Here is a 23,844-nt window from a genome sequence, read left to right on the forward strand (position 1 = left end):
CCCACTCCCCTGTCAGTCATCGAACTCCCTCTCTCATCCCGAAACACGACGTGCGGACAGATCGAGGAGCCGCCCGTCCTGGAAGCGCTCGACAGCGATGTCGAACAGTGCCTGCTCGGCACTCGCGCGCTCGTCCGGAGTGAGCACCGGGGCGCCACCGAGGCGTCCGGAGAGCCGGTCGAGGATCCCGAGGAGCGCCGCCTCCTGCTGCCGGCCATCGCTGCGCCAGACCGCGAGCGCGGCGGCGGCGGCGATCAGCACGGTGTACCGGTCGGCCGCCGCGTAGGCCTCCGGGGAGGCTCCGATCGTGAGGTCCGAGGGAGCAAGTGCGGCGCACTGGTCGCGCAGCGCGAGCACCTCGTCCCTGAAGCGCACTGCGAACCGACCGACCGGGCTCCCGGCCGACTCGCGCTCGGCGGTCTCGGCCAGCACGCCGATCAGCCCGTCACCGGACAGCATGCCGACGGCGAGCCGGTCGAAGTCCAGCGGCGGCAGATCCGCGCCGAGGTCGAACAGCTGCTGAGCGGCGGCCGGGTCGGTCAGCCAGGACTTCCGCGCCAGCCGCGGCAGTTGCGGCAGGATCAGCACCAGGCAGGCGGAGCGCGAGATGTGGGCGAAGGTGGCCGGAGCGGCGTCCCTGACGAGCTTCTGGAACATCGCGTAGGAGCCCTCGCGGAGGTAGCCCTGGGCGCCCATGACCGCACGCAGATCCTCGAAGGCATCCAGCAGGATCCGTGACGTCAGGTACTTCACCGCCGGCGCGTAGAGCAGCGTGGCCTCCGGGGCCAGGTGCAGCGCCCGGAGTCCGACGCCGCAGAAGGCGTCGATGGCCAGGAGGTCGGCGAAAACGCGTGCGAGGGCGGTGCGCACATAGGGCAGGTCGGCGGCGAAGCCACCGTAGAGGCGGCGCTCGTGCACGCACTCCAGCGCCAGACGCAGGGCGGTGTCCAACGGACCGACGATGACGGCCGGGAGCACCACTCGGCTGAGCTGGTAGGCCCGCAGGGCGTTCTCGATGCCCTGACCGGGCCGGCCGAGCATCGCGTCGCCGGGGATCGGGCAGTCGGAGAACCGCAGTCCGCCGAGTTGCACTCCGTTCATTCCCGAGCTGGGGAACCGCGGCAGATCCAGCACGCGGTCGGCCGGCAACTCGGCCCGGGTGACGAAGAACTGGCTGTGGCTGCGGCTGCCGGCGGCCTCGCTGGTCCGGGCGAAGACCACCATGGCTTCGGCACGGCGCAGATTGGTGACGATCTCCTTGCGTCCGTTCAGCAGCCAGCCGTCGTCGCTCGGAGAAGCAGCGCATTCGGCCTGCGCGAAGTCGTTGCCGTGGTCGAGTTCATGGAAGGCGGCCGCGATCCGGCCGCCCCTCAGCAGGATCTCGGACGCCTTCGTGCGCTGCTCGTGCGTGCCCGCGGACCAGATGTTGACCGATCCGAGAAGGGAGCTGAAGCCGTAGCCGAGGCCGAGGCAGGGGTCGCGTCGCCAGAGCTCCCGCTGCACTTCGGCAAGCCGGTCGGCCCGCACCAGCCGGCCACCGTACGCGGCGGGCACGAACTCGGCGTTCATGCCGTAGGCGTCCAGCAGGCGTTCGCCCTCGGCGAGCATCTCGTGCCGCTCGTCGGCGGCGAGGATGGCGGCGTAGCCGACCGGGTTGTCCGCATCCCGTGGGTTGCCGAACAGTGCGTCCAGTTTCTCAGCGCTCACGCGAGTCCTTCCCCTGCTGAAGCGACCGCGGCGCCGGCGCCCCGAACGGGGTGACGGGGGCACCGGTGGTCGCGGCGTCGACGATGAGACGGGCCAGCGCGCCGTCGAGCCGGTCGTCGCCGGGCGCGGCAACCGGCTGTGGCACCCGCAGTACCGCGGCGAGCCTGGCCAGCAGGGCGCGCAGCGCGGCCCGCACCCAGAGGCCGTCCTGCCACAGCGGTTCCGCCGCGTGCTCGGATTCACCCGTGGCCCACAGGTGCAGGCAGGCCGCACCCGCGTAGCAGAGTTCATAGGCGGCGGCCAACTCGTAGGCGGCCATGGCGGGACGGGCGGCGGGCGCCACCTCGGCCATCCGGCCGTGCAGGTACTCGGCCATGGCGCGCAGTGCGACGGACTGGTCGGCGAGCCCGGTGGGGGCGGGCTTGCCGCCGATCGACTCGACGAGCGCCGGCAGTGCTTGCACGACCGAGCATCCCTGCCGGGACACCATGGTCAGTGCGCCACGGTCGACGGGCCGGACCGGGCCGCCGACCGACACGGCTTCGGCCAGTCCCTCCGCATCGACGGTGCCGGCGGCGAAGCCACGGACCAACTTGGGGAACTGCTGCACCAGGGCGGCGCGGTTCACCGGGGTGCTGCCGTCGAACACCGCCACGATCTGGTGGTCACGCCACACCTTCTGGAACGCGCCGTACTCGTAGACGTCGGAGAGGAAGGAACGTGCGCCGAGCAGTTCGGCGAGCTCCCCGAGCGTGTCGTCGACCAGGGTGGGCGCGAGTGCCTTCGCGACTGCCGAGGTCACACTCATCTCCGCAGTGAGGCTGTGGATCGAACGGCCGGCGACCAGCGAGGTCGCTTCGGCAGCCGTCAGCAGCGCAGCGCCGCGGGCCAGGACCGAGACAGGGAACGGCCGTTCGGTCAGCGGGCGCTTCTGGATCACGCGCGCCGCGGTGAACCGGGCCGCGAGTCGCAGCGCGTGCTCACCGGCGCCGAGGGAGAGTGCGGTGCACATCGTCCGGGTGAACTGGAGCGCGAGCAGCACCGTCTCCAGGCCGCTTCCCTCCGGGCCGATCAATGCGTCCGCCGGCAGCAGCGCACCGTCGAACTCGATGCCGGAGATGTCGATCCCGCGAATGCCGTGCGTCATCACCTTCGGCAGGGTGCGCCAAGTACCCGGCTGCAGAACCGACTTGTCCACGAGGAAGAGGCTCTGGCCACGCCCGGAGCCGCCCCGGCCGGTGCGCGCGAGCAGAGTGACGCAGCTGGAGCGGGTGGCGTTGTTGATCGGCCACTTCACGCCGTCGACACGGTAGCCGTCAGGCTCCGCCGTGGCGGTGACGGAGCCGCTCAACAGGTCGGCGCCGTGCTCCGGCTCGGACAGCGCCCAAGCCACCGGGCGGCCTGACATCACCGCGTCGGCGGTGGCCCTGGCCTGCTCCGGGCTACCGGCGATCCACACCGGGGCCACGCCCAGGTACGTCTTGGCGTGGGCCGTCACTGCACTGATGTCACGGCGAGCGGCGGTGCGCCAGAGCCGGATCATCTCCTCGTGGTCGAACAACGCGCCGCCCCACTCGGTCGGCACGTAGTAGGCCGGCATGCCGAACCCATCGAGGCGGGAACAGAAGTCCGCGGGAAACTGCTCGTTCTCATCGAGTTCCACGGACCGGCGAGCCGTCTCGTCGAGCATGCCCAGGGCTTCGTCGAGGGCCGCCTCGATCCCGGCGTCCGCGCGGGTGGCGGTCACGTGAGGCCTCCCGCCGCCAGGCGCCGCACCCTGGGGTCCGGTTCGCGCGACGGGGTGAGCCGCACCGGCTCCGTGAGGCCGAGGCTCCCGTTGTCCTCCCCGGCAGCGCCCCGGGAGACAGTGAGAACGGCTCTCTCCGGGTCAGGCGCGATCCGCGCGTCGAAGGCAGCCCCCAGGCTCTGGTAGCCGCCGAGATCGTCATCCATGGTGTTCCCCTAGGCTGCTGCTCCGTCAGTCACTTTTGATCCGGGGGTGCTGCGCACCGTTCCGGCTCCTGCCTCAGCCGAGATGCGGCCGGCCGCCTCGCGTCGCCGTCCGGGCCGGACCGCTCGCGACGCGCATCATCGGCATCGGTTGCGTCGGCATCAGGGATCATGGCGAGGCCGCCGACCACTATGCCCCAACCCTCGTCGCTCGGTAAGTGGCGCAGTGCACGCGGACCCTGAACACCCAGATGGTGCAAAAGTGCTGGAACGCAAGGGTGTGCGCTCCCGGACGAGTGCGCGCGGGTGTCCAACTGCCGCACACCATCGGTTGAACATCCGGTCGCCCGGCGAGCGGGACCGCATCGCTGGCGCCGATGTCAAGCCGTGACCCGTGAACAACCGTGCTGCGACAGCCCGTTGCTGTCGGATCCGCGGGTGGCTGCCCGATTCGGAGGCGCTCTTCGGAGCTCAGGCTCGACCGTCCGGCATGAACGGTCCAGTCTGTTCCACCTTTCCGACAACGCCGTGCGACTGTCGCGGCGCTACGCGTCGCAGGTGAGTCGCGCGCCCTGCGCGAGTCGGGGATTCCGGCGGAGCGGACCCGGCCGTTCCTCGGATGCCTGGCCTCCGGGGCCGCGGCGGTGCCAAGGTGGGTGCAGCGGACCCGTATCGACGGGCCTCCTCCACCTCGATTCCCTCTCCCCCAGGAGTCCCGACACCATGCCCCAGGTGAGCAGCAACGGCATCCGCCTCTCGTACCAGCGCTCGGGCCGCGGCGAACCCGTCCTGTTCATCATGGGTTCGGGGGCCGCGGGCCGTGTCTGGACGATGCACCAGGCTCCGGCCGTCATCCAGGCCGGCTACCAGGCGGTCGTCTTCGACAACCGGGGCATCGGCGGCTCGGACGCACCGGAGGGCAAGTACTCGCTGGCCGACATGGTGGCTGACACCAAGGGGCTGATCGAGGCGCTGGACCTCGGCCCGTGCCGGATCGTCGGGTACTCCATGGGAGCCATGATCGCCCAGGAGCTGGCCGTCGAGGCCCCTGATCTGGTGCGCTCGGCGGTCCTGATGGCGACCAGGGCCCGGTCCGACGCGATGCGCCGGGCGATGCTGGAGAGCGAACAGCTGATGCGGGAGAACGGTGTCCGACTGCCGCCCAAGTACGAGGCGGTCCGCACCGTCCTGGAGATGCTCTCCCCCTCCTCGCTGAACGACGACGCCGCCATCCGCTCCTGGCTGGACATCCTCGAACTGACCGGCAACGGCAGCAACACCGCCGACGGCCAGGCTTGGGCAACCCAGACCGGCGACCGGCGCAAGGCGCTGCGCGCGATCACGGCGCCGTGCCGGGCGATCGGTTTCGCCGACGACCTGATCTGCCCGCCCCACCTGGTCGCGGAGGTGGCCGACGCCATCCCCGGCTGCGACTTCGTCGAGATCCCCGATGCCGGACACCTGGGGCACCTGGAGCGACCGGAGGCGGTCAACGTCGCGATCACCGAGTTCCTCGCCAAGTACTGACGGTCCCCCTGACAACACGGGGGCCTCGCACGAGCCTGTTCGCCCGCCCGGCCGTCGACCCGGGCGCCCAAGCCGGGCACGCAGTTCGCGGGTGGCCTCGGTGCCGGAGCGCCGGGCGACCACCCGGCAGGAGGCCGGGTGGTCCGGGTTGCCGTACTGCTCGGGCCAGAAGCAGCGCCTCGGTGATCGACCAGCAGGTGAAGGTCGGCGCCGGCACGGGCAGCCCCCGCCGGTTCGGGCGCGGACGGCTCAGTCGCGGTCCGTCCGGGACTGGGACTTGATGAACTGCGCCAACCGCTGAACCCCGTCGGCAATCCCCTGGTGCGTCAGGTAGCTGACGGACAGCCGGACGGCATGTTCGCCACCGCCGTCCGGATAGAAGTAGGACATCGGGGTCCAGATCACACCGAACTCCTCGGCCGAGCGGATCAACGCCGCGTTGTCGGCCCGGAACGGTACGGTGAGGCTGAGGAAGAAGCCTCCGGTGGGCTCGTTCCAGCGCACCCCGAGGGCCTCCCGCTCGGCGGCCGGGAACTGCTTGGCGAGCTCCTCCAGGGTGACCCGCATCGCGTCGCCGTAGTAGGCGGCGGTCTCGCGGTTCAGCTCGGAGGTCCGACCGTCGGCCGCGAGCAGCATGCCCGCTACCACGGCCTGGCTGACGGCCGAGGTGTTCACCGTGACCATGCTCTTGATCTTGGCGAGCTCGTCGGCCAGCAGGCCGGCGCGGCCGTCGGCATCCACCACCGTCTGGTCGGCCACCACATAGCCCACCCGGGCGCCGGGGAACAGCGTCTTGGAGAACGATCCCAGCTGCACCACCCGCCGGTGACGGTCCAGGGACTTCAGCGTGGGCAACTGCTGCCCCGGGCTGACCATCCGGTACGGGCTGTCCTCCAGCACCAGGATGTCGTGACGCTGTGCCAGGTCGAGCAGGTCGAGCCGGGTCTGCAGCGGCATCGTGGTGCCGGACGGGTTGGAGTGGTCGGGGATCACGTAGAACACCCGGGGACGACGGCCGCGGGCCCGCTCGGCCAGGACGGCCGCTTCCAGATCGGCACAGTCGAAGCCCGACTCGCGCTCGGCCACGGCGGTCGGGGTGACGTCCAGCAGTCGGGCCGCGCCGGTGATCCCCACGTAGCAGGGGCTGGAGACCAGCAGCACGTCCTCGGGTCCGGAGATCAGCGCCCGCACGGCGAGGAACATCGCCTCCTGGCACCCCACCGTGACCACGATGGACTCGGGGGCGACGTCGGTGTTCTCGTCCTTGCGCAGCGAGTCCGCGATCAGCTCGCGGATCTGGCCGCTGGTCGGGCCGTACTGGAAGAGCCCGGAGCGCACCTGTCCGGGCGAGGCGCCCTGCTCCTCCAGGTGGTCGAGGTAGCGCCGCAGATGGGTGAAGATCTGCTCGGTGTCGAAGAAGCCGTCGTACGGGCGGCCGGGGGCGAACGAGATCGCCTGCGGATAGCGGGTGGTGACCTCGTTGAGGAAGTTCATGGTGTCCAGCACCGGGTCACTGACACTGCCGTGCAGCTCGGCCTTGCGCAGCCCGGCGGCCGGCGTGGTCCGAGCCGCGCTCGGCGCCGGGGTGGCTTCGGGTTCCGCGCCGACCAGCGCGGGACCCGCCTCGGCAACCGACGGGGTCCCGGTGAGTGCCATGGCTTCGACCAGCTCCTCGGTGATCAGCTCTAGCAGGTGCGCCGCGCCGTTCTCGCCACCGACCGCGAGGCCGTGCAGCACCGGACGGCCCAGCAGCACCGCGTCAGCGCCCAGGGCCAGGGCGGCCAGCACGTCGGCACCGCGGCGGATGCCGCCGTCGACCAGTACCGGGCACACCCCGCCGACTGCCGCGGTGATCTCGGCGAGCACGTCCAGAGTGGCCGGGGCACCGTCCAGTTGGCGGCCGCCGTGGTTGGACACCACGATCCCGTCGACCCCGGCGCGCAGTGCCGCCCGGGCGTCGACCCCGCTCAGAACTCCCTTGACCAGCACCGGGAGTGCACTGATCTCACGCAGCCAGTCGATGACCGACCAGTCGAGCGCGGGATCGAACTCGGTGAGCGCGTGTGCGCTCGGGGAGGCGTAGTCGCCGCCGGCCAGGTTGGCCGGCACCATCCCGTCCGGCAGCCGGAAGTCGTTGCGCAGGTCGCGCAACCGGCGGCCGAGCCGGGGGGCGTCCACGGTGAGCACCAGCGCCTCGAAGCCGGCCCGCTCGGCCCGTTCCACCAGCTGCCGGGTGGTGGAACGGTCCCGGAAGCAGTACACCTGGAGCCAGAGCGGCGCACTGGCGGCCTCGGCGATGGACTCGAAGGTCCGGCCGGCGAAGGTGCTCACCACCAGCGGCAGTCCGGCCCGGCCGGCGGCCCGCGCGGTGGCCACCTCGCCCTCCGGATCAGCCAGGGTGTGATAGGCCATCGGCGCCACCGCTATCGGCGCCGGCCAACTGCCGCCCAGCACCGTGGTCCTGGTCACAGGAACCCCGGATCCGGACAGCACCCGCGGCCGCAACCGCACCCGGTCGAACGCCGCCAGATTGGCCGTCAGGGTACGCTCCTGGCCGGCGCCACCGGCGATGAAGTCCCAACTCCCGTGGTCGAACCGGGCCTTGGCGGCTGTCTCGTAGTCCTTCAGAGTGAACAGTCCGGTGGCCCCGGGGCCTTCCGTACCCATCACGAAGTCAGCCGATCGCGCTCCACCGCTTCGTACAGGGCTCGGATGTTGGCGCTGCCGAAACCGCGCGAACCGTTGCGCTGGATCAGCTCGAAGAAGAGCGTGTTGCGCGGGTAGGGCGAGCGGGTGAAGATCTGCAGCAGGTCACCCCACTCATCGCGGTCAGCCAGGACTTTGGTCTCGCGCAGCTCCTCGACCTGGGCCTGCAGACCGCCGAGCCGCTCGCCGAGCATGTCGTAGTAGCTGTCCGGTGTGTCGAGGAACACGACACCCCGCTCACGGCACTCGTGCACCGCGGCGATGATCTCACCGGTGCGGAAGGCCAGGTGCTGCGCCCCCTCGCCGCCGTTGCGCTCCAGGAAGTTGTCGAGCTGCCCGGGCTCCTTGCCAGGGTCCGGTGCGACCAGGGTGAAGATGGCACTTCCCGAGTCGCTGCGCACCACGATGGAGTCCATCGCCTGGGCGCCGACCGCAACATACTCCGAGGAGTAGCGGGAGAAGCCGAAGGCATCACGGTAGAAGTCGGCGTACTTCTCCAGGGCGCCGCCCTCGAGGCAGACCGCGATGTGGTCCAGGCCGGTGACCCGACCGGTTGCCGCCGTCGCGGTGACCCCGGGCGTGAGAGACCAACTACGGCTGACGGGAAGGCCGTTGACCATCGACCCGGTCGGCAGCAGGGTGTGCACGACATCTCCGAAGCCGGACACGACCGGCAGGCCCTGCAAGGAACGCGTCACCGTGGCGCCGGCCGATGCCGCCGCCGCGGCGGTCGCCGCCACGTCGTCACAGGTCAGCGCGATGTCGGCGATGCCGTCGCCGTGCTGCTCCAGGAACCTCACGATCCCCCGCCCGGAGGTGACCACCAGGCGGACATCACCCTGCTGCAGGAGCACCGAACTCCGCTCCGGCTCAACCGAGTCGGCCACCCGGGTGAACCCCATGGCGGACACGAAGTAGTCGACGGCCGTTACCGCGTCTCTCGTGTACAGCTCGACATAGCCGATGTCGTGGACAGCCATGGAAGTACCTCCAACAGGGGCTGGGAGCGGAATTCGGTGAGGGTTCGCCTGGATCCTGCGGTCAACCACGGGCTGCTACCAGCGCCACTGCTGCTGCTTGAACAGGTGGCCGGCCGGGATGTCCTGTTCCTTGCACCAACCGAGGAACTCCTCGATCTGCTTGATCTGGTAGGTGTCCGGCGTGTAGGTGGTCGCCATCACGTGACCCAGCCAGTCCTCCTCGCCCATCGCGTAGATCCAGGCCTCCTTCGCGCCCAGCTCGACCATGATCGCGGCGGCCTGCTCGGCGTTGGACCCGGACAGCTTGCGGGAGTTGCTCATCTTCTTGGTGACCGGGATGGTCAGCAGTGCCTGGTAGAGCCAGGTGAGCGGGGCGCCGTCGCACTCCATGCCGAGGAAGGCGTAGTCGGCGGTGCCCAGGTGGTTCTTGATGTAGCGGTAGAGCTGCGGGTCGATGCCGGAGGAGTCGGCACCGATGAAGACCTTCTTGCCCGCCAGCTCGGCCCAGTAGGTCGACTTGGCGCGGATGTCCAGGTCGCAGTGCTCGCCGAGGAACGGGGTGGCGGTGATCTTCCCGCCCGGGAACTCGACCTCGTCGAAGTCGTCGACCTCCACCACGTCGAAGCCCTGGTGCTTGAGCATCAGCGCGATCGACGGATCGGCCAGGTTGCCGCGGGAGTAGCGCGGGCAGACGATCCTGCCGACCCGGCCGCGCAGCTGCAGCAGGGTCTCCATGACGATGTGGTCCTGGTGGCCGTGGGTGATCAGCACCAGGTCGATGTAGTCCGGCAGGTCGTCCAGCGTGTAGCGGTCGCCCGCGTCGCTGTCCGCGCTGATGAACGGGTCGGTGACGATGGCGGCTTCGGGCGTCTGCAGCACCAGGCAGGCGTGGCCGAAGTAGCGGATCCGGCCACCGGAATCGATGTGGCGGTCCTCGTTCAGGGCCGGGGTCTCGCTCAGCATGGTGCGCAGAACGGCCGCCTGCTCGTCGTTCAGCTCCAGAGCCTCACGCAGGTGGGCCAGCGTGGTCGGCTTGACACGGGCCTTGAACAGCTCCGTCAGACCGGGGTGCCGGAACGGGATGTCCAGCTCCAGCACATCCTCGGAGGGCAGCCGCGGAGTGCTCAGGATGAACGGGCGCTCGATGCCGGTCTCGAAGGAGAGCTGCACCGACTGGCGCGACTCCTGGTAGTACGGGCTGCGGTAGAGCACCGGCTCCATGAAGCGCAGCTGCGCCTGGTTGTCGGTGTCGTAGGCCAGCTCGACCAGACCGCCCAGCTCGTCCGGCAGTTTCGGGTAGAGCGGAGTCAGGTCGAAGCCGGTGGCGTTGGCCCGCAGCAGCTCCTGGCCGGCGGCGATCGCCTCGGCGAACTTCAGCATGTCGGCCCGGTCCCGCTTGATGGTGGCGAGCAGCTCGCGCACCTCCTCGGCGCGCTCCTCCGGGATGTTGATGAAGTAACCGCCGCGCAGCTCCGGGTTGTTGCTGGCCGCGACATGCACCTGCGGGGACTGCAGGTACGACTCGAGCAGCGGGACGTGCAGGAACGCCAGGTTCATCGCCGCCTGCACCGGCGCCATGGTGTGCGGCTGGGCGACAAACCGGTCCACCAACGGCTCGATAATGACCTTGGACCGCAGAAACAACTGCTCATCAGCCATCTGCACACCTTCTCGGGAAAAACGACACCATCAACAGGGCAGCCGACGATTCGTCGTGCCCGTCCCACCCGGACGCGGCAGCGAATCGCGGAATCATTAAACGCCGGAGAACAACAAGAACCTGAAATCAAGTCATTGAGGAGGGGGCGCTCACCTCGCCGCCCGCATGAGCGACATCAGCAGAATGGCTCGGCAGGCACCGTCGATCAATACGTGTGCCTTGCACAGCACGGTCCGTTGCAGACTCGGCGCAGGTACCGTGCTCGGCCGTACAGTTCAACTGCGGCAGTGCGACAGTTGAACACCCTCGGCCGGAGGCCGCCCCGACAGTCGAATGTGCTCGCACCGTCTCTCAAGGAGCCCCATTCGGGGAAAGTGCGGAACCGGGCACGCCGCGGCCCCGATCATCCGTCCAACTGCGGCCCGGCACCGGTTGAACGGGGCACTTCGCACCGTCCGCGGTCGGTCTTGATCCGCGTCGCGCATGGTGCCAAGGTGGCCGCGGCAGAGCGTGCCGACGCTCGATGGCCGAGTCGCCGCCACTGCCGAGCGGGACCAGGAGGAGGCGCACCAGCCACTACGGTCCATACGCGCCACCATCCGGTCCTCGAACTTCCACGAGAACACTGACGGGACATCACACATGGCGATGGAACCCCCGGCACAGTCAGGCGCTGTCGACCTGGTGGGCCTGTTGACGACGACTCGGTCACCGGACAGCGGGTCCGAGCAGGCACCGTGCGCAGAGTCCTGCAGTACGCCCAGCGGTACCGCTCGGCACTGATCCTGCTCATGGGCCGCACTGTCGGCTTCTGAAGCCACCCATCTGCTGGTTGCCTTCGGTTGGATTCCCACGATCGGCGGGATCCGGCCCGCCGGGTGGTCAGGCGCGGCGACCCGGCGTCCTCCTTCACCCAACCACACACCACGTGCACACGATCCGGAGACGCGGATGGACTTCAGCCTCTTCTACTTCGCCAACAACGACACCGAGCAGCAGGACTGCTACCGGCTGCTGCTGGAGGGCGCGCGCTTCGCCGACGACAACGGCTTCACCGCGGTGTGGACCCCGGAGCGCCACTTCCACGCCTTCGGCGGGCTCTACCCCAATCCCGCGGTCACGGGCGCCGCGGTCGCCGCGGTGACCAAGCGGGTGGCCGTGCGGGCCGGCAGCGTGGTGGCACCGCTGCACCACCCGATGCGGATCGCCGAGGAGTGGTCGGTCGTCGACAACCTCTCCAACGGGCGGGCGGGGGTGGCGATCGCCTCGGGGTGGCATGCCGCCGACTTCGCGCTGCGCCCGGAGAACTACGAGACCCGCAAGAGCGCGCTGATGGACACGATCGACACGATTCGCCGGCTGTGGCGGCGTGAGTCGATCGAACTCGTCGACGGCGCGGGCGAGTCGGTGTCGCTGAAGGTGTTCCCGCCGCCGGTTCAGCCCGAGCTGCCGATGTGGCTGACCACCGGCGGCTCCCCGGCGACCTTCGAACTGGCCGGACAGCACGGCATGGGCGTCCTCACCCACCTGCTGGGCCAGGAGATCGGGACGCTGGCGAAGCGGATCGCCGAGTACCGGGCGGCATACCAGGAGCACCAGGGCGACGTGGGGCGCGCCCACGTGTCGCTGATGCTGCACACCTTCGTGGGCACTGACCGCGAGGCCGTACGGGAGACCGTGCGCGAGCCGTTCTCCCGCTATCTCGCCAGTTCCTTCGACCTGCTGGTCAAGGCTGCCGAGGCCGCGGGAGCCGACGGTGCCGCGATGATGCGGGAGATGAAGAAGGTGAGCGAGGAGGACCGCCGTTTCCTGGTGTCCCAGGCCTTCGACCGGTACTTCGAGACCAGCGGCATGTTCGGGACCGTCGAGGAGTGCATGGCGATGCTCAAGCAGCTCGCCGACGCCGGCGTGGACGAGGTCGCGTGCCTGGTGGACTTCGGCGTGGCGACCGACCAGGTCGTGGACGGCTTCCAGCACCTCGCCCGGCTGCACGACACCTGGCGTGCGCACACCGGGCGCTGAGAGCGCCCTTGGGCCGACGTCGGGCCGCGCCCACGGCCGGAGCACCGTCCTCGACACCACGGGTGGCGGCCTGGAGTTCGGCCACGGCCGACCCTCCGTGCGTCAGGGGTACGCACGGAGGGTCGGCCGAAGCCCGGACGCCCGCGGCCCGTCACTGGCGGCGCGGGATCCGGGCGGTCCGTGACAGCGATACGCAGATGACGGCGGTGACGGCCCACACCAGGGGGACTGTCCACAGGCTCCACCACATGAGCGGCACCGAGACGGCCGCGGCCGCCAGCAGCGCGACGGTGACCGGCAGCGCGACGTCGCGCCGGTACCGCCTCAGCTGCTCGCCGACGGCCTCTTCGACGATCTCGGCGACGATCTCGGCGACCCGGTCGTCTATGGTGTCCCCGTAGTGCACGAGGAACTGCTCGATGTCGTCGGTCCTGCCGGCCGGGCAGGGGCGGCCGGCGGCGCTCGAGTGTCGATCGGTCATGTCCCCACGATGTCGCACCGGGCGGCGCCGAGTCGACAACGTGAACCCACCGGCCGGACGGGGGGTAAACCCTACCCCCGCCGGCTGGCTTGCCTCGCTGCCGACGGGTGGTCGGGTTGGGTACCGTCCCCTTGTCGAATCGAGGCGCGGACGGTGACCTGGTCGCCGCCCGCACTGCCCACGAGAGCGGGTCTGAAGCAGTTGACCGAGAACATCGCCGGCCGTGCCATCGGCAGAGCCCGGACGGATGCCCGGCCACCTCGCGAGGTAGTGCCGGGCAATCCGCTGCGCGCGCTGGCCTCCCCCGTGCTGTGGCGGGCGTCGATACACCTGGTACTCGACGGTCTGGTGGCGCTGGCGGGACTGGTCGTGCTGGTCGTGCTGGTCGTCGCCGTCTGCCTGGCGCCGGCCGGCCTGGTGGGCCTGCCGCTCACGGTGGCGGCGGGGTGGGCGCTGTTCCGGCTGGCCGCCGTCGAGCGTGCCCGGTTCGCCGTGACCTGCGGGCTGGAGCTCGACGAGCTGCCGACGCCGGTCTGTTCGTGGCGGTTGGCCAAGTCGCTGCAGTCGCTCGTCCACAACCTCTGCACCTGGCGGCTGATCGGCTACTTCGTACTGCTGATGCCGGTGGCGGCGGTGACCGTGGTCGGGGTGGCGCTGATCTGGGCCGTGCCGCTGACCCTGGTACTGCTTCCGGCCTACTACCGGCTAGTGCCCGGCGGGGAGGCCCAGCTCGGGCCGTTCGTGGTGGACTCCCTGCCCCGGGCGCTGCTGGTCGCGGCGGTGGCACTGCTGGTCGGCACGGTCCTCTCCCCACTGCTCGTCAAACTCCTGCTGGCACTGGACACCGCGCTGGCCGTCGCACTTCTTTCCCGGCCCCGCGGCCCGGACCTGGAGCAGCGGGTCAACGATCTGACGGAAAGTCGGGCCCGGGTGGTGGACGCCGCCGAGGCGGAGCGCAAACGGATCGAGCGGGACCTGCACGACGGTGCCCAGCAACGGCTGGTGGCGATGTCGATCACCCTTGGCCGGGCCAGCTCGCGGTTGAAGAAGTCCGGTGACCACGAGACCAACAGGATGGTCGAGGACGCCCGGCGGGAAACCCTCAGCGCCATCGCCGAGTTGCGCAACCTGGCCCGTGGCCTGCACCCGCCGGTGCTGACCGACCGCGGCCTGGAGGGATCGCTCTCCGCCGTCGCCGCGCTGGCTCCGGTGCCGGTGCGCCTCGACGTCCTGGTGGAGCCGCGCCCGCCCTCCTCCATCGAGGCGGTCGCCTACTTCACGGTGACCGAGGCGCTCACCAATGTGGCCAAACATGCTCATGCGACCCGCGCTTGGGTGGAGATCCGGCGGGAGGGCGCCCGATTGGACGTTAAGGTTGGCGATGACGGGCGTGGCGGAGCCGACCTCGCGGCCGGCACGGGTCTGACCGGTCTGGCGGACCGGGTGTCCGGGGTGGACGGGCGGTTCCGGCTGAGCAGTCCGGTGGGTGGACCGACCGTGATCGAGGTGGAACTGCCATGCGGGTAGTGCTGGCCGAGGACTCCGCGCTGCTGCGCCAGGGCATCGAACTGCTGCTCAGCGAACAGGGGATCGAGGTGGTCGCCGCGGTCGGCGACGGGGAGCAACTCCTGCGCGCGGTGGCCGAACACCGGCCGGACGTCTGTGTGACGGACGTCCGGATGCCGCCCACTTTCCTGGACGAGGGCCTGCACGCCGCACTGGCGGTACGCGCCCGCTGGCCGGAGACCGGCGTCCTGGTGCTCTCCAACTACGTCGAGGAGCGCTACGCCATCGACCTGGTCAACACCAATGACAACGGGGTCGGTTACCTGCTCAAGGACCGGGTGTCGGACGCCGAGGAGTTCGTGGACGCGCTGCGCCGGGTCGCCGCGGGCGAGACGGTCCTCGACCCGGAGGTGGTCAAGCAGCTGCTGGCCGGCAGCCGGCAGCGGGATCCGCTGTCCACCCTGACGCCGCGCGAACGGGAGGTCCTCACCGCCATGGCGGAGGGCCGTTCCAACGCCGGGATCGCGGCCGATCTGGTGATCGGCACGGCGGCGGTGGAGAAGTACATCCGCAGCATCTTCGTGAAGTTCGATCTGCAGCAGGAGGTGGGAGACCACCGCCGCGTACTCGCCGTTCTGCGCTATCTGGGAGCTTGAGATCAGTACCACATCGAAGAAGGGCCGCGGACTCCTCCTCATAGGGCTGACCCTCCTCGTCACGGTCGTCGCCGTGGCCAGTTGGATTCTGGTCGCCCTGCTTCCGGCGCACCACCCGTACAGCGGCAACTGGCAGCAGGACGCGGCCGGCGCCAGCCAGGTGACGGTCCGGGCCGACGGACTTCGCGTGACGCTGAGTCAGGACGGCTCCTCGCAGGTCACGGTGGCCATGAGCGGCAGCTACACGGGCCGTGTCCCACAGGTCTCCGTCACCCGGTCCGGGTCGGACGTCACGGTCACCGCCGGCTGCTCCAACGACTGTTCGGAGCACCTGCAGATCACGGTGCCGGCCGGCCTGGCCGCGCAGGTGAGCACCGGGGACGCCGGGATCCGGGCGCAGGGCCTGACCGGCCGGCTGGATCTGACCACCGGGCTGGGTGGGGTCGAGGTGGACCAGTCGTCCGGCCCGCTGACCGTGCGGAGCACCTACGGCACGGTGACCCTCGCCGACAGCAGCGCCCCGAACGCCGAGGTGATCACCACCGACGGCGCGGTCAGCGCCTCCTTCACGGCGGCACCCGCCTCCCTGAAGGTCACCACGGGCTACGGCAGGGTCGACCTCAGGATGCCTCGCGACGCCACCTACCACGTCGACGCGCAGAGCTCCCAGTCGTCGCCGAGCGTCTCGCTGCCGAACACCGCCACGGACGCGCCGCACAGCGTCGTGGTGAAGACCACGCGCGGCGGCATCACGGTCCACTGAGCACGCCCGTGCCGCGAACGACGGTAGTCACCCGGGCTGCCACCGAACGACCCGGGGATGTCCAGCTCCTTGCCGGCCACCACCCCTGGGTCGGCCGTTCCGGTGCGCGGGCAGACGCCGACCAGCACGATCTTCGCGCCGGCCGGTGCGCCGTCGACGACCGGGCGAGCATGCCGGGGGCATGGCGGCACGCACCGCCGGCTCTCCTCTCTGCGGTCTCCCGCGGCCAGGCGGCCTCGGCCGCCCTCTCGATCAGCAGGGCGACGAGTGAGTCGGTTCCGGGGTGGTCCCAGGCCGGGGTCGGCTCGACGTCGGGCTTGATCTGCTCGGCCGGGATCTCCAGGCAGTAGGCCGACCCGTTCGGTCAGCCACCCGGGCAGCCGGTCCGGCTCCGGGCAGCGGTCGAGGAGGCCGCAGTCCGCTGCCGCCCCGGCCGAGGCCACCGGCATCGCCCCGCCCGACAACAACGGCTCGGACAACAAGGGCTCGGACTGACTTGGGGGTTATCCATACCCGGTTCGGTGGGCTGACCACGTGTCCGGCCCGGCCGAACTGCTGTTGGCTGGAGGGCAGATGGTCGGTGCGGGGCGATGCGGGTGCGTCGCCCCGCAGCGCCACCGCGAACCCCGGTGAAGGCCACCGGCCTTCCCGAGAACGAGGAGCGGAACGATCAGTACCTCGAACCGCACCGCCCGACCGTGCACCAGGACGACCGGCGACGACGCGTCGGCCTCCCTCGCCGTGGCCGCCACCAACGGCGGCATCCACATCCACTGAGCGGGCACCACCGTCCCACGCCGACGACCAACGTTGGAGAAGAACCATGCGCCACGCCCCCTCACCCCTGCGCGCCCCGTTCGGCAAGGCCGGCATCTGGGCCCTTGCGGGCGCCTCGGCCGCGGCCGCGGCCACCGCCTGGTGGGTGACCGACTCCGCGCCGTACCCCTACGCGCAGCACCGACTGCTCGACCTGCCACTGCCGTTCCTGTCCTCGGAGCGGCTGGCCGAGCAGCTCCAGCCGCTGCCGGGCGAGCGGATGCTGGAGATCGGCCCCGGCACCGGGCTCCAGTCGCTCCAGGTGGCGCCCCGGCTCGGCGCCGAGGGCCGGCTGGACATCGTCGACATCCAGCAGGAGATGCTCGACCACGTGATGCGCCGGGCCTCCGGTTCCGGCCTCGACACCATCGTCCCCACCCTGGCCGACGCGCGCGAACTCCCCTTCGACAACGCCACGTTCGACGCCGCCTACCTGGTCACCGCGCTGGGCGAGATCCCGGACGTCCCCGCCGCCCTGAGCGAGCTGCGCCGGGTCCTCAAGCCGACCGGTCGCCTGGTCGTCGGCGAGTTCTTCGACCGCCACCAGATCCGCCCGGCGACCCTGGCCCGGCACGCCAACGCCGTCGGCCTGCACGTCATCCGGCAGTCCGGACCGGCCCTGGCCTACTTCGCCCTGCTGCGGCCGTGCACCTCGGGCTCCGAAGGCCGGCCGTTCGCCGGTGCCGCGGTCCGGCGTGCGGCCACCATCGACTCCTGATCGGGACTGGAGGACCGTCGTGAACAATCCCGATATCCGGCGCGCGGCCGAGAGCGAGTGGGGCCTGCTCTACCGCCGGGCGCACGCCCGACTGCGGGCCAGGGGCGCCGCCGCACTGACCCTCACCCTGGTCTCCAGCTGCCTGGTGCTGCTGTTCGCGGCGATCGACGAGTTCCCGAACGGGGCGGCCTTCGTCTCCCGGGCAGGCGTGGTCCGGGCCACCGACCCGTGGGAGGTCGCGCTGCTGCGCCTCCCGGTCTCGATATTCGTGCCGGCCATCGGTCTGCCCTGCTGGACCGCCGTGTTGCTGGTGGTCCTCGCCTTCGGGACCGCCGAGCTGACCCTCGGCCCGTGGCGCACGCTCGCCATCGGATACACCTGCTCGCTGGTGAGCACCTGCTACGCGCGCTTCGGGGTGTCCCAGCCGCCCGGCCATCTGCTCCACCTGCCCGCCGAATTCGCCCAGGTCCGGGACACCGGGCCGTCGGTGGCCGTGATCGGGCTGGGCCTGCTGGTCGCCTGGCGGTTCGGGGCGCGCCGGACCGCGCTGGGCGTGGTGCTGCTGACGACCGCGATCACGGCGGTGGACCCGGAGTTGGCGGGTTACGAACACATGGCCGCGCTGGTGACCGCCGCCTTGCTGCTGTTCGCGGACGGGGTCGCCCGCAGGCTGGCCGCCCTCGGTGCGCACGGCTCGGTGGCCGTGGCGCCCCGGCCACGGTGACCTGACCGGCGACCGGGGCGGCGACGCGTCGTGTCGACTCCCCCCGAGTGAATTCCTTCTGCTTGACGAACGAGAACTGTGCGGCCTGTCCGGAGAACGGGTACCGTCCGCCGTTACGGCAACTGCGAGGGAAAGCCGCGCAACGCCCGCACGTCCCTGGTGAACATCAGTGGCAGGCACGAGAGCAGGCCGATTCCGGCGATCAGCCACAAGGTGGGCCGGGTGCCGATGACGGAGGCGAGGTAGCCTCCGGCCAGCGCGCCGACCGGGAGCGTGCCCCAGACGGCGAACCGGACGGAGGCGTTCATCCGGGCCAGCATGCCGGTGGGTGTGACGGCCTGGCGGAGGCTGACCTGGGCGATGTTGTAGACCGTGATGCCACACGCCATGATGCCGGTCGCCACGATCAGGGTGGGGACCGCACGGGTCGGCGCGGCCGTCGCCAGGACGACGACGGCGATGCCCGACATCGACTTGGCCGCGATCAGGACCCTGCCGAGGCCGGCGAGTTCGACGAGCCGACCGCTGAGCACGGCACCCAGCAGCGCACCGCAGTTGCCCACGGTCAGGGCGAGGCCGAGCTCTCCCGTCGAGAGCCCGAGGTCACGCAGGGCGAAGGCGGTCAGCACGACCCCCAGTGCACCGCCCAGTCCCACCAGATTGCTCGTCCCGGTCGCGAGCGCCAGCGACCGCAGCGTCCGGTGGCGGAAGACGAACCGCAGCCCCTCGGCGATCTGCGTACGCATCCCGGCCCTCGCCCGAGGCGCCGCCGCCTCGGCGCGAGGCACCCGGACGAGGCCCAGCAGGAGCGCGGACACCAGGTAGCTCACCGCGTTGACCACCAGGATCAGCGGCGCGGCGACCGACTGCAGGAGCAGGCCGCCGAGGCTCGGACCGGCCAGTTCGGCGGCCGAGCGGGAGAACTCCAGCCTGCTGTTGCCGTCCGGGGTCTGCTCCCTGGACACGACGGTCGGCAGGAAGGCCTGATCCGCGATGTCGAAGAACACCGTGCACAGCCCGATGGCGAACCCGACCGCACAGAGCAGCGGAACGCTCAACAGCCCGGCGAAGTGGCCGATCGGCAGCAGCGCGATGGCCGCGGCCCGCCCGATGTCGGCCGCCACCATCACCCGCCTGCGGTCCCACCGGTCGAGCAACGCACCCGCCGGGAGCCCGAACAGCAGGAACGGTACGGTCTCCAGCGCCGATATGAGGCCGAGTTGGCCCGTCGATGCCGAAAGGGTCGTCAGCGCGAGCACGGGGATGACGAAGAACGTGATCTGAGTGCCGAACTGGCTGACGGTGTGCGCCGACCACATGGCCCGGAAGTTGCGCTGCCGCCATACGCTGACCGGCCGGGCAGCGGCAACCGCCGGGACGGGTTCGGAGTCGACGTTCACGGTCCCTCGTTCCTGGTCGGTGATCACGGCGCGCCAACCGGCCCACTGCTCCTCGGTGTTGTACAGCACCGGGTAGTTCGCACGCACATCGACCGGCCTTTCCCGGCCAGCCCAGTAGCCACCTTTTAGTGCGTACTGGGCAGCGGCGTGCGGCGCGACGAGACTGGCACCCAGAAGAACGAAAGGAGATGGCAGCGGGTCAGGAGGCCACCGGTTCGACCTGTCCGACCTGCTCGGCCTGCTCGGCCCGCTCGGCCGCCATGCGGTCGAGGCGCTCGTGGCCCAGGTCGGAGACCGGGCCGAGGGCGTCGGAGAGCCGGTGCCCGAAGTCGGTCAGCGAGTAGACCGTCTTCAGCGGAAGGACGTCGTGCACCTCGCGGTGCACCAGGCCGTCGGACTCCATCTCGCGCAGGGCCTGGGTGAGGACCTTCTCACTGAGCCCGGGAAGGCGTCGGCGGATTGCGGCGGGGCGCTGCGGACCGGCCTCCAGCAGCCAGAGCAGGGACGTCTTCCACTTGCCGTCGATCACGGAAATCACGGCGGTCACCCCGCACACGTTCGGGTTCACGGCCTGACTGCGCGTCATCTCTTCCCCCCGGGGTCGTCGTTGTCCACCACCATGTCTACAGGAGATGAAGTATGCCCACCAACCACACCCGGCCCACCGTCACCGTGCTCGGCCTCGGGCCGATGGGACGCGCCCTGGCCGGCGCCTTCACGGACGCCGGCGTCCGCACCACGGTCTGGAACCGCACCCCGGGCCGGGACGCCGCGCTGGTCGCCCGGGGCGCGGTGAGCGCGGCCACCGCGGCGGAGGCCGTGGCGGCGAGCGAGCTGACGGTCGTCTGCGTGGTGAACTACGACGCCTCGGACGCCGTGCTGCACCGCGAGGACGTCGCGGCCGCGCTCAAGGGCCGGACGGTGGTCAACCTGACCGCAGACTCGCCGGACCGGGCCCGCTCCACGGCCGCCTGGGCGGCGGAGCACGGCGTCGAGTACCTGGACGGCGCCATCATGACGCCGGCCCCGAGCATCGGCACGCCGGAAGCGGTCTTCATCCACAGCGGGCCGGCCGACCTCTACGAGCGGTCCGCACCGCTGCTGGCGGCGCTCGGCGGTACCCACACCCACCTCGGCGAGGAGATCGGCCGGGCGGCCGGCTTCGACATCGCGCTCCTGGACATCTTCTGGACCGCGATGGCCGGATACGTGCACGCGCTGGCCCTGGCCAAGGCGGAGGGGATCAGCGGGCGGGAGCTGGCGCCGCTGGCCCAGGGGATCGGTGCGATCCTGCCCCCGCTGTTCGCGGAGTTCGCCGAGGACTTCGACAGCGGCAGCTACTCGGGCGCGATCAACCCGCTCACCTCGGCAGTCTCCACCATGGCCCACGTCGTGCACACCGCGGAGTCGCACGGAATCGAGTCCGGGGTGATGCGTGCGGCCGAGGGCCTGGTCCGCCGGACCATCGCCCTCGGCCACGGCGAGGACGGGGCGAGCCGCCTCGCCGAGGTGCTGGGCCGAAGCTGAACCGCCCGGGGTCCGGCGGCCTCGTGGGAGCGGGCCCCGGGCCGCCGACCCGGGCGGTCAGAAGTCGATCACCTCGCGGTCCAGCGGGTACTCCGACCGGTGCTCGCCGTCGTACGGCGAGGGCTGGATCGGCAGGACGCCGGTCGGCTGCAGGCCGAGATTGTCGTCCCAGAGCCGGGGCTCGACGTGTCCGGCGACCCGGAACTCCCGGAAGGTGAAGGGAGGGCTGTCGGTCGGGAAGAACTCGGCCGTCGTCAGCACCTGGAAGTGCAGATGAGGGGTGGTGGAATTGCCGCTGTTGCCGATCAGCCCGAGGGTCTGGCCGGGTTCGACGCAGTCCCCCTCCCGGACGTTCAGCGACCCGGGGTGCAGGTGGCCGTAGAGGAGGTACCGGCCGGGTGCGACCTCCAGCGTGACGTGGTTGCCCACGGTGTCCGCGATCGGCGGAACCGGGGGTGACACGGGCGGCGGATTGTCCGGGAGACCGTCCTGGACCTCCACCACCCGGCCGCCGGTCGATGCCACGACCGGCTGGCGGTAGCTCAGGTAGTCGGTGAGCCGGGTGGGGTCGCCCTCCCAGGTCTGTCCCTGCTCCCCGACCCGGTACCAGTCGATCGCGAAGCGCTGCGGCACGTAGAAGCGGCCGTTGATCGGCGCGAAGCCGCGCCGGTGGTGGGTGTTGCCGCAGCACGACTCACTGACGTACCAGCTCCCGGGGAGGACCGGCGGGCTCAGGTCGAGCGGAGCTGTGCGGGCGGTCGGGGTGGACTGCACCGTCTCCTCGAACGGCGAGGTGCCGGACGGGGTCAGGACCGCGCCCACCAGGTGGTGTTCGAGGACCTCGGGCACGGGCTGCCCGTGGTCGAGGGTCAGGTCGATCCAGATGATCCACTGCTGGGACCCCTGGATGACGGTCTCCGTCGGCGGCGGTGGCGGCGGCGTGTACGCGTCCGCCCCCGGCAGGGGGTCGCCCACCGGGTTGGCGGCCGCGCCCAGCGCCGGTCCGCCCAGCGAACCGACGACCTGGTGGGTGTTCGCGTCCTGGACGTCCACCCGGTCGAGTCGCACCTGGGCACTGCTGGGCAGAGCGCTGGTGGTGAGCAGCTCGTACGAGAGGTGCACCTTGCCGTCCGTGGCGTCGAACGGCGCGGGCTCGGTCAGCACCGCTGCGGTGAGCGGGGTGAACTGGGTGCCGGACGGCAGTGCGGTCAGTGCGGTCGGTGCGGCGGCGTGCCCGGGCGCGATCGCGGTCGCCGCCACGAGAGCTCCGAGCACGCCGCCGGCAAGCCCGCGGAACAGGGCCCGGTGTCCGGTGGACCTGGGGGAGTTTCGGTGTGCCATGTGGTCCCCGTCGTTCGTCGAGGCCGGCGGCTCTGGGGGGAGGAGCGCCGGTACGCCCCGGGGGCGAGGCGCAGGCTCATGCAACGTGGCGGCGGCCCGATCCTGACGGACGCTCCCTGGGTCCACGCCGAATTGCACCCGTCCGGGCCCCTCACCGGTCGCACCCCCTGCCGGGCGGCGCGCCGCGGCGCACGGCGGCCGGTCCGGTCCCGGGTTTCACCCCGATGCCGCTCACCCCGGCCGGGCGCGCCGCGCCTCCCCCGCCCGGGGGAGGCAGGTGCTCCGATCGACGGATGCGACCGGCCCCGGCCGACGGGGAGTCTTGACCTGCATGCGCATTCCGGAGGTACGGAGGTCACGGTGGCTGTTCCTACGAGTCCGAAGGCCGGCCTCGCTCCCCGGCCGGGGACCGCGAGCCCGGAGCGGATGCTGTGGAGGCGCCGCTGGCCCGTCTGGGCACCCACGGCCGCCGCGCTGTGGGGCGCGTTGTACGCCGCCGTCGAGATCACCTGGGCGGCGACCCGCACCACCGTGCAGTGGAAGGAGCACTCCGCGTACGCGCCGGGGGTCCAGCTCTCCCTGGCGGCCCTCGCCCTCCTGGCCGGCGCCGCCTGCCTGGCCAGCACCCGGCCGCCGGCCGGGCCCGGCCGGGTCGCGGTGGCGGCGGCGCTGATGGTGGCGCTCCCGCTGTTCGCCGTGGGCATGAGCGGTCTGCCGCTCTACTTCGTGACGCTGGTGACGCTCTCCGGGGTCGAGAGCGCCACCGGCCTGGCCCAGGTGCTGCTGAACACCGCCGGGGCCGTGCTGCTGCTGCTCGTCGGCCTGTCGTACCGCCGACGGCTGCGCGGCGAATGCCCCCGGTGCGCGAGGCCGCACACCGGCGCCGCCGACGGCCCGCTCGTCCACCCGGCCGCGACCCGCGCCCCGCGGCGGACCCGCGGCGCGGTGTACCTGCTCATGTGCGGACTCCTGCCGTGGGCGGGGGTCAAGACCGTCTGGACCCTGGGCGGCAACGTCCTCGGCGTCTCCGCCGAGGAGTGGCGGGAGGCGATCGGCCCCGGCGCCTCGGGACCGGCGAAGGCCGCCGCGTCGGTGGGGATCGACATCACCGTGCTGGCCGCCCTGGTCGGGATCTTCCTGCTGCTGGGCCTGCTGTACGTCTGGGGACAGGTCTTCCCCCGCTGGACGCCGTTCCTGTCCGGACGACGCGTCCCGCGCCTGCTGCCGCTGGTCCCGGCCTGGCTGACCGGCCTCCCCCTGGCGATGTACGGAGCCGTCCTCAGCGCCATGGCCCCGCTCATCGCCGTCGGCGTGCTGCCCCCCGTCAAGCCGGTCGGGCCGTTCACCACCACGCAGACGA

General features: G+C 71.1%; 19 protein-coding genes. 9 read left to right on the top strand and 10 right to left on the bottom strand.

From position 1 onward, the window contains the following. Positions 1 to 33: 33 nt before the first annotated feature. Genes VR45_RS16095 through VR45_RS16105 form a run of 3 tightly spaced genes read right to left on the bottom strand, consistent with a single transcriptional unit; the run spans position 34 to position 3,660 of the window. Positions 34 to 1,707: an acyl-CoA dehydrogenase gene (locus VR45_RS16095; protein WP_052709128.1), complete on the bottom strand. Its 1,674-nt coding sequence runs from the start codon at positions 1,705 to 1,707 to the stop codon at positions 34 to 36. Continuing rightward, positions 1,697 to 3,454 carry an acyl-CoA dehydrogenase gene (locus VR45_RS16100; RefSeq protein ID WP_052709129.1) on the bottom strand — a complete coding sequence of 586 codons (1,758 nt, stop codon included), beginning with the start codon at positions 3,452 to 3,454 and terminating at the stop codon, positions 1,697 to 1,699. Before VR45_RS16100 ends, VR45_RS16095 begins: the two co-directional genes overlap by 11 nt. Further along, on the bottom strand, positions 3,451 to 3,660 hold the full coding sequence (locus VR45_RS16105) for a hypothetical protein (RefSeq protein WP_045940448.1): 210 nt from the start codon (positions 3,658 to 3,660) through the stop codon (positions 3,451 to 3,453). Before VR45_RS16105 ends, VR45_RS16100 begins: the two co-directional genes overlap by 4 nt. A 720-nt stretch (positions 3,661 to 4,380) precedes the next feature. On the opposite strand from VR45_RS16105, the gene VR45_RS16110 reads away from it, so the two are divergent. Then, positions 4,381 to 5,184, top strand: coding sequence for an alpha/beta fold hydrolase (locus tag VR45_RS16110; protein ID WP_045940449.1), 804 nt, complete (start codon positions 4,381 to 4,383; stop codon positions 5,182 to 5,184). Between the two features lie 249 nt (positions 5,185 to 5,433). Here the strand turns inward: VR45_RS16110 and VR45_RS44125 are convergent, their stop codons facing one another. The 3 genes from VR45_RS44125 to VR45_RS16125 form a co-directional block, all read right to left on the bottom strand. After that, positions 5,434 to 7,851, bottom strand: coding sequence for an aminotransferase class I/II-fold pyridoxal phosphate-dependent enzyme (locus tag VR45_RS44125; protein WP_078896561.1), 2,418 nt, complete (start codon positions 7,849 to 7,851; stop codon positions 5,434 to 5,436). Further along, a complete protein-coding gene (gene hppD, locus VR45_RS16120) occupies positions 7,851 to 8,870 on the bottom strand; it encodes a 4-hydroxyphenylpyruvate dioxygenase (protein ID WP_045940450.1) in 1,020 nt (339 codons plus the stop codon). The genes VR45_RS44125 and hppD overlap by 1 nt, the downstream gene beginning before the upstream one ends. 75 nt (positions 8,871 to 8,945) lie before the next feature. Beyond that, positions 8,946 to 10,529: an MBL fold metallo-hydrolase gene (locus VR45_RS16125; RefSeq protein WP_045940451.1), complete on the bottom strand. Its 1,584-nt coding sequence runs from the start codon at positions 10,527 to 10,529 to the stop codon at positions 8,946 to 8,948. A gap of 952 nt (positions 10,530 to 11,481) precedes the next feature. On the opposite strand from VR45_RS16125, the gene VR45_RS16130 reads away from it, so the two are divergent. Beyond that, positions 11,482 to 12,552 (top strand): MupA/Atu3671 family FMN-dependent luciferase-like monooxygenase, encoded by a 1,071-nt coding sequence (locus tag VR45_RS16130; protein WP_045940452.1) that lies wholly within the window; start codon positions 11,482 to 11,484, stop codon positions 12,550 to 12,552. Positions 12,553 to 12,703: 151 nt separating this feature from the next. On the opposite strand, the gene VR45_RS16135 is transcribed toward VR45_RS16130, so the two are convergent. Further along, complete coding sequence (locus VR45_RS16135) at positions 12,704 to 13,033, bottom strand: hypothetical protein (RefSeq protein ID WP_045940453.1); 330 nt, start codon at positions 13,031 to 13,033, stop codon at positions 12,704 to 12,706. A 270-nt stretch (positions 13,034 to 13,303) separates the two neighbouring features. Here VR45_RS16135 and VR45_RS48635 point away from each other — a divergent pair, with 270 nt between their 5' ends. From VR45_RS48635 to VR45_RS16165, 5 genes are all read left to right on the top strand, one after another. Next, positions 13,304 to 14,560, top strand: a complete 1,257-nt coding sequence (locus VR45_RS48635) for a sensor domain-containing protein (RefSeq protein WP_052709130.1) — start codon at positions 13,304 to 13,306, stop codon at positions 14,558 to 14,560. Next, positions 14,551 to 15,195, top strand: a complete 645-nt coding sequence (locus tag VR45_RS16145; protein ID WP_045940454.1) for a response regulator transcription factor — start codon at positions 14,551 to 14,553, stop codon at positions 15,193 to 15,195. Before VR45_RS48635 ends, VR45_RS16145 begins: the two co-directional genes overlap by 10 nt. Before the next feature lie 73 nt (positions 15,196 to 15,268). Beyond that, entirely contained in the window at positions 15,269 to 15,958 is a 690-nt protein-coding gene (locus VR45_RS16150; RefSeq protein WP_045940455.1) for a DUF4097 family beta strand repeat-containing protein, read from the top strand. Positions 15,959 to 16,781: 823 nt separating this feature from the next. Beyond that, the gene (locus VR45_RS16160) at positions 16,782 to 17,492 is read left to right on the top strand and encodes a methyltransferase domain-containing protein (protein WP_045940457.1); all 711 of its coding nucleotides are present in this window, start codon (positions 16,782 to 16,784) and stop codon (positions 17,490 to 17,492) included. 19 nt (positions 17,493 to 17,511) lie between these two features. After that, positions 17,512 to 18,216: a hypothetical protein gene (locus VR45_RS16165; protein ID WP_045940458.1), complete on the top strand. Its 705-nt coding sequence runs from the start codon at positions 17,512 to 17,514 to the stop codon at positions 18,214 to 18,216. A gap of 113 nt (positions 18,217 to 18,329) precedes the next feature. On the opposite strand, the gene VR45_RS16170 is transcribed toward VR45_RS16165, so the two are convergent. After that, positions 18,330 to 19,703 carry an MFS transporter gene (locus VR45_RS16170; protein WP_078896563.1) on the bottom strand — a complete coding sequence of 458 codons (1,374 nt, stop codon included), beginning with the start codon at positions 19,701 to 19,703 and terminating at the stop codon, positions 18,330 to 18,332. A 112-nt stretch (positions 19,704 to 19,815) separates the two neighbouring features. Next, positions 19,816 to 20,202 carry a helix-turn-helix domain-containing protein gene (locus VR45_RS16175; RefSeq protein WP_045940459.1) on the bottom strand — a complete coding sequence of 129 codons (387 nt, stop codon included), beginning with the start codon at positions 20,200 to 20,202 and terminating at the stop codon, positions 19,816 to 19,818. Positions 20,203 to 20,255: 53 nt separating this feature from the next. Here VR45_RS16175 and VR45_RS16180 point away from each other — a divergent pair, with 53 nt between their 5' ends. Then, complete coding sequence (locus tag VR45_RS16180; RefSeq protein ID WP_045940460.1) at positions 20,256 to 21,143, top strand: NAD(P)-binding domain-containing protein; 888 nt, start codon at positions 20,256 to 20,258, stop codon at positions 21,141 to 21,143. Between the two features lie 57 nt (positions 21,144 to 21,200). On the opposite strand, the gene VR45_RS16185 is transcribed toward VR45_RS16180, so the two are convergent. Continuing rightward, on the bottom strand, positions 21,201 to 22,403 hold the full coding sequence (locus tag VR45_RS16185; protein WP_234325987.1) for a M23 family metallopeptidase: 1,203 nt from the start codon (positions 22,401 to 22,403) through the stop codon (positions 21,201 to 21,203). Positions 22,404 to 22,910: 507 nt separating this feature from the next. On the opposite strand from VR45_RS16185, the gene VR45_RS16190 reads away from it, so the two are divergent. Beyond that, the coding region (locus VR45_RS16190; protein ID WP_045940462.1) for a hypothetical protein at positions 22,911 to 23,844 on the top strand (934 nt) is incomplete at its 3' end.

Origin of the sequence: Streptomyces sp. NRRL S-495 (genome assembly GCF_000966955.1) — a bacterium.
Lineage (GTDB): Bacteria > Actinomycetota > Actinomycetes > Streptomycetales > Streptomycetaceae > Kitasatospora > Kitasatospora purpeofusca.

Coding starts and splice junctions, on each gene's coding strand:
- VR45_RS16110 (WP_045940449.1), top strand. CDS start 4,381: ATGCCCCAGGTGAGCAGCAACGGCATCCGCCTCTCGTACCAGCGCTCG.
- VR45_RS16180 (WP_045940460.1), top strand. CDS start 20,256: ATGCCCACCAACCACACCCGGCCCACCGTCACCGTGCTCGGCCTCGGG.
- VR45_RS16145 (WP_045940454.1), top strand. CDS start 14,551: ATGCGGGTAGTGCTGGCCGAGGACTCCGCGCTGCTGCGCCAGGGCATC.
- VR45_RS16105 (WP_045940448.1), bottom strand. CDS start 3,660: ATGGATGACGATCTCGGCGGCTACCAGAGCCTGGGGGCTGCCTTCGAC.
- VR45_RS16125 (WP_045940451.1), bottom strand. CDS start 10,529: ATGGCTGATGAGCAGTTGTTTCTGCGGTCCAAGGTCATTATCGAGCCG.
- hppD (WP_045940450.1), bottom strand. CDS start 8,870: ATGGCTGTCCACGACATCGGCTATGTCGAGCTGTACACGAGAGACGCG.
- VR45_RS44125 (WP_078896561.1), bottom strand. CDS start 7,851: ATGGGTACGGAAGGCCCCGGGGCCACCGGACTGTTCACTCTGAAGGAC.
- VR45_RS16130 (WP_045940452.1), top strand. CDS start 11,482: ATGGACTTCAGCCTCTTCTACTTCGCCAACAACGACACCGAGCAGCAG.
- VR45_RS16160 (WP_045940457.1), top strand. CDS start 16,782: ATGCGCCACGCCCCCTCACCCCTGCGCGCCCCGTTCGGCAAGGCCGGC.
- VR45_RS16175 (WP_045940459.1), bottom strand. CDS start 20,202: ATGACGCGCAGTCAGGCCGTGAACCCGAACGTGTGCGGGGTGACCGCC.
- VR45_RS16135 (WP_045940453.1), bottom strand. CDS start 13,033: ATGACCGATCGACACTCGAGCGCCGCCGGCCGCCCCTGCCCGGCCGGC.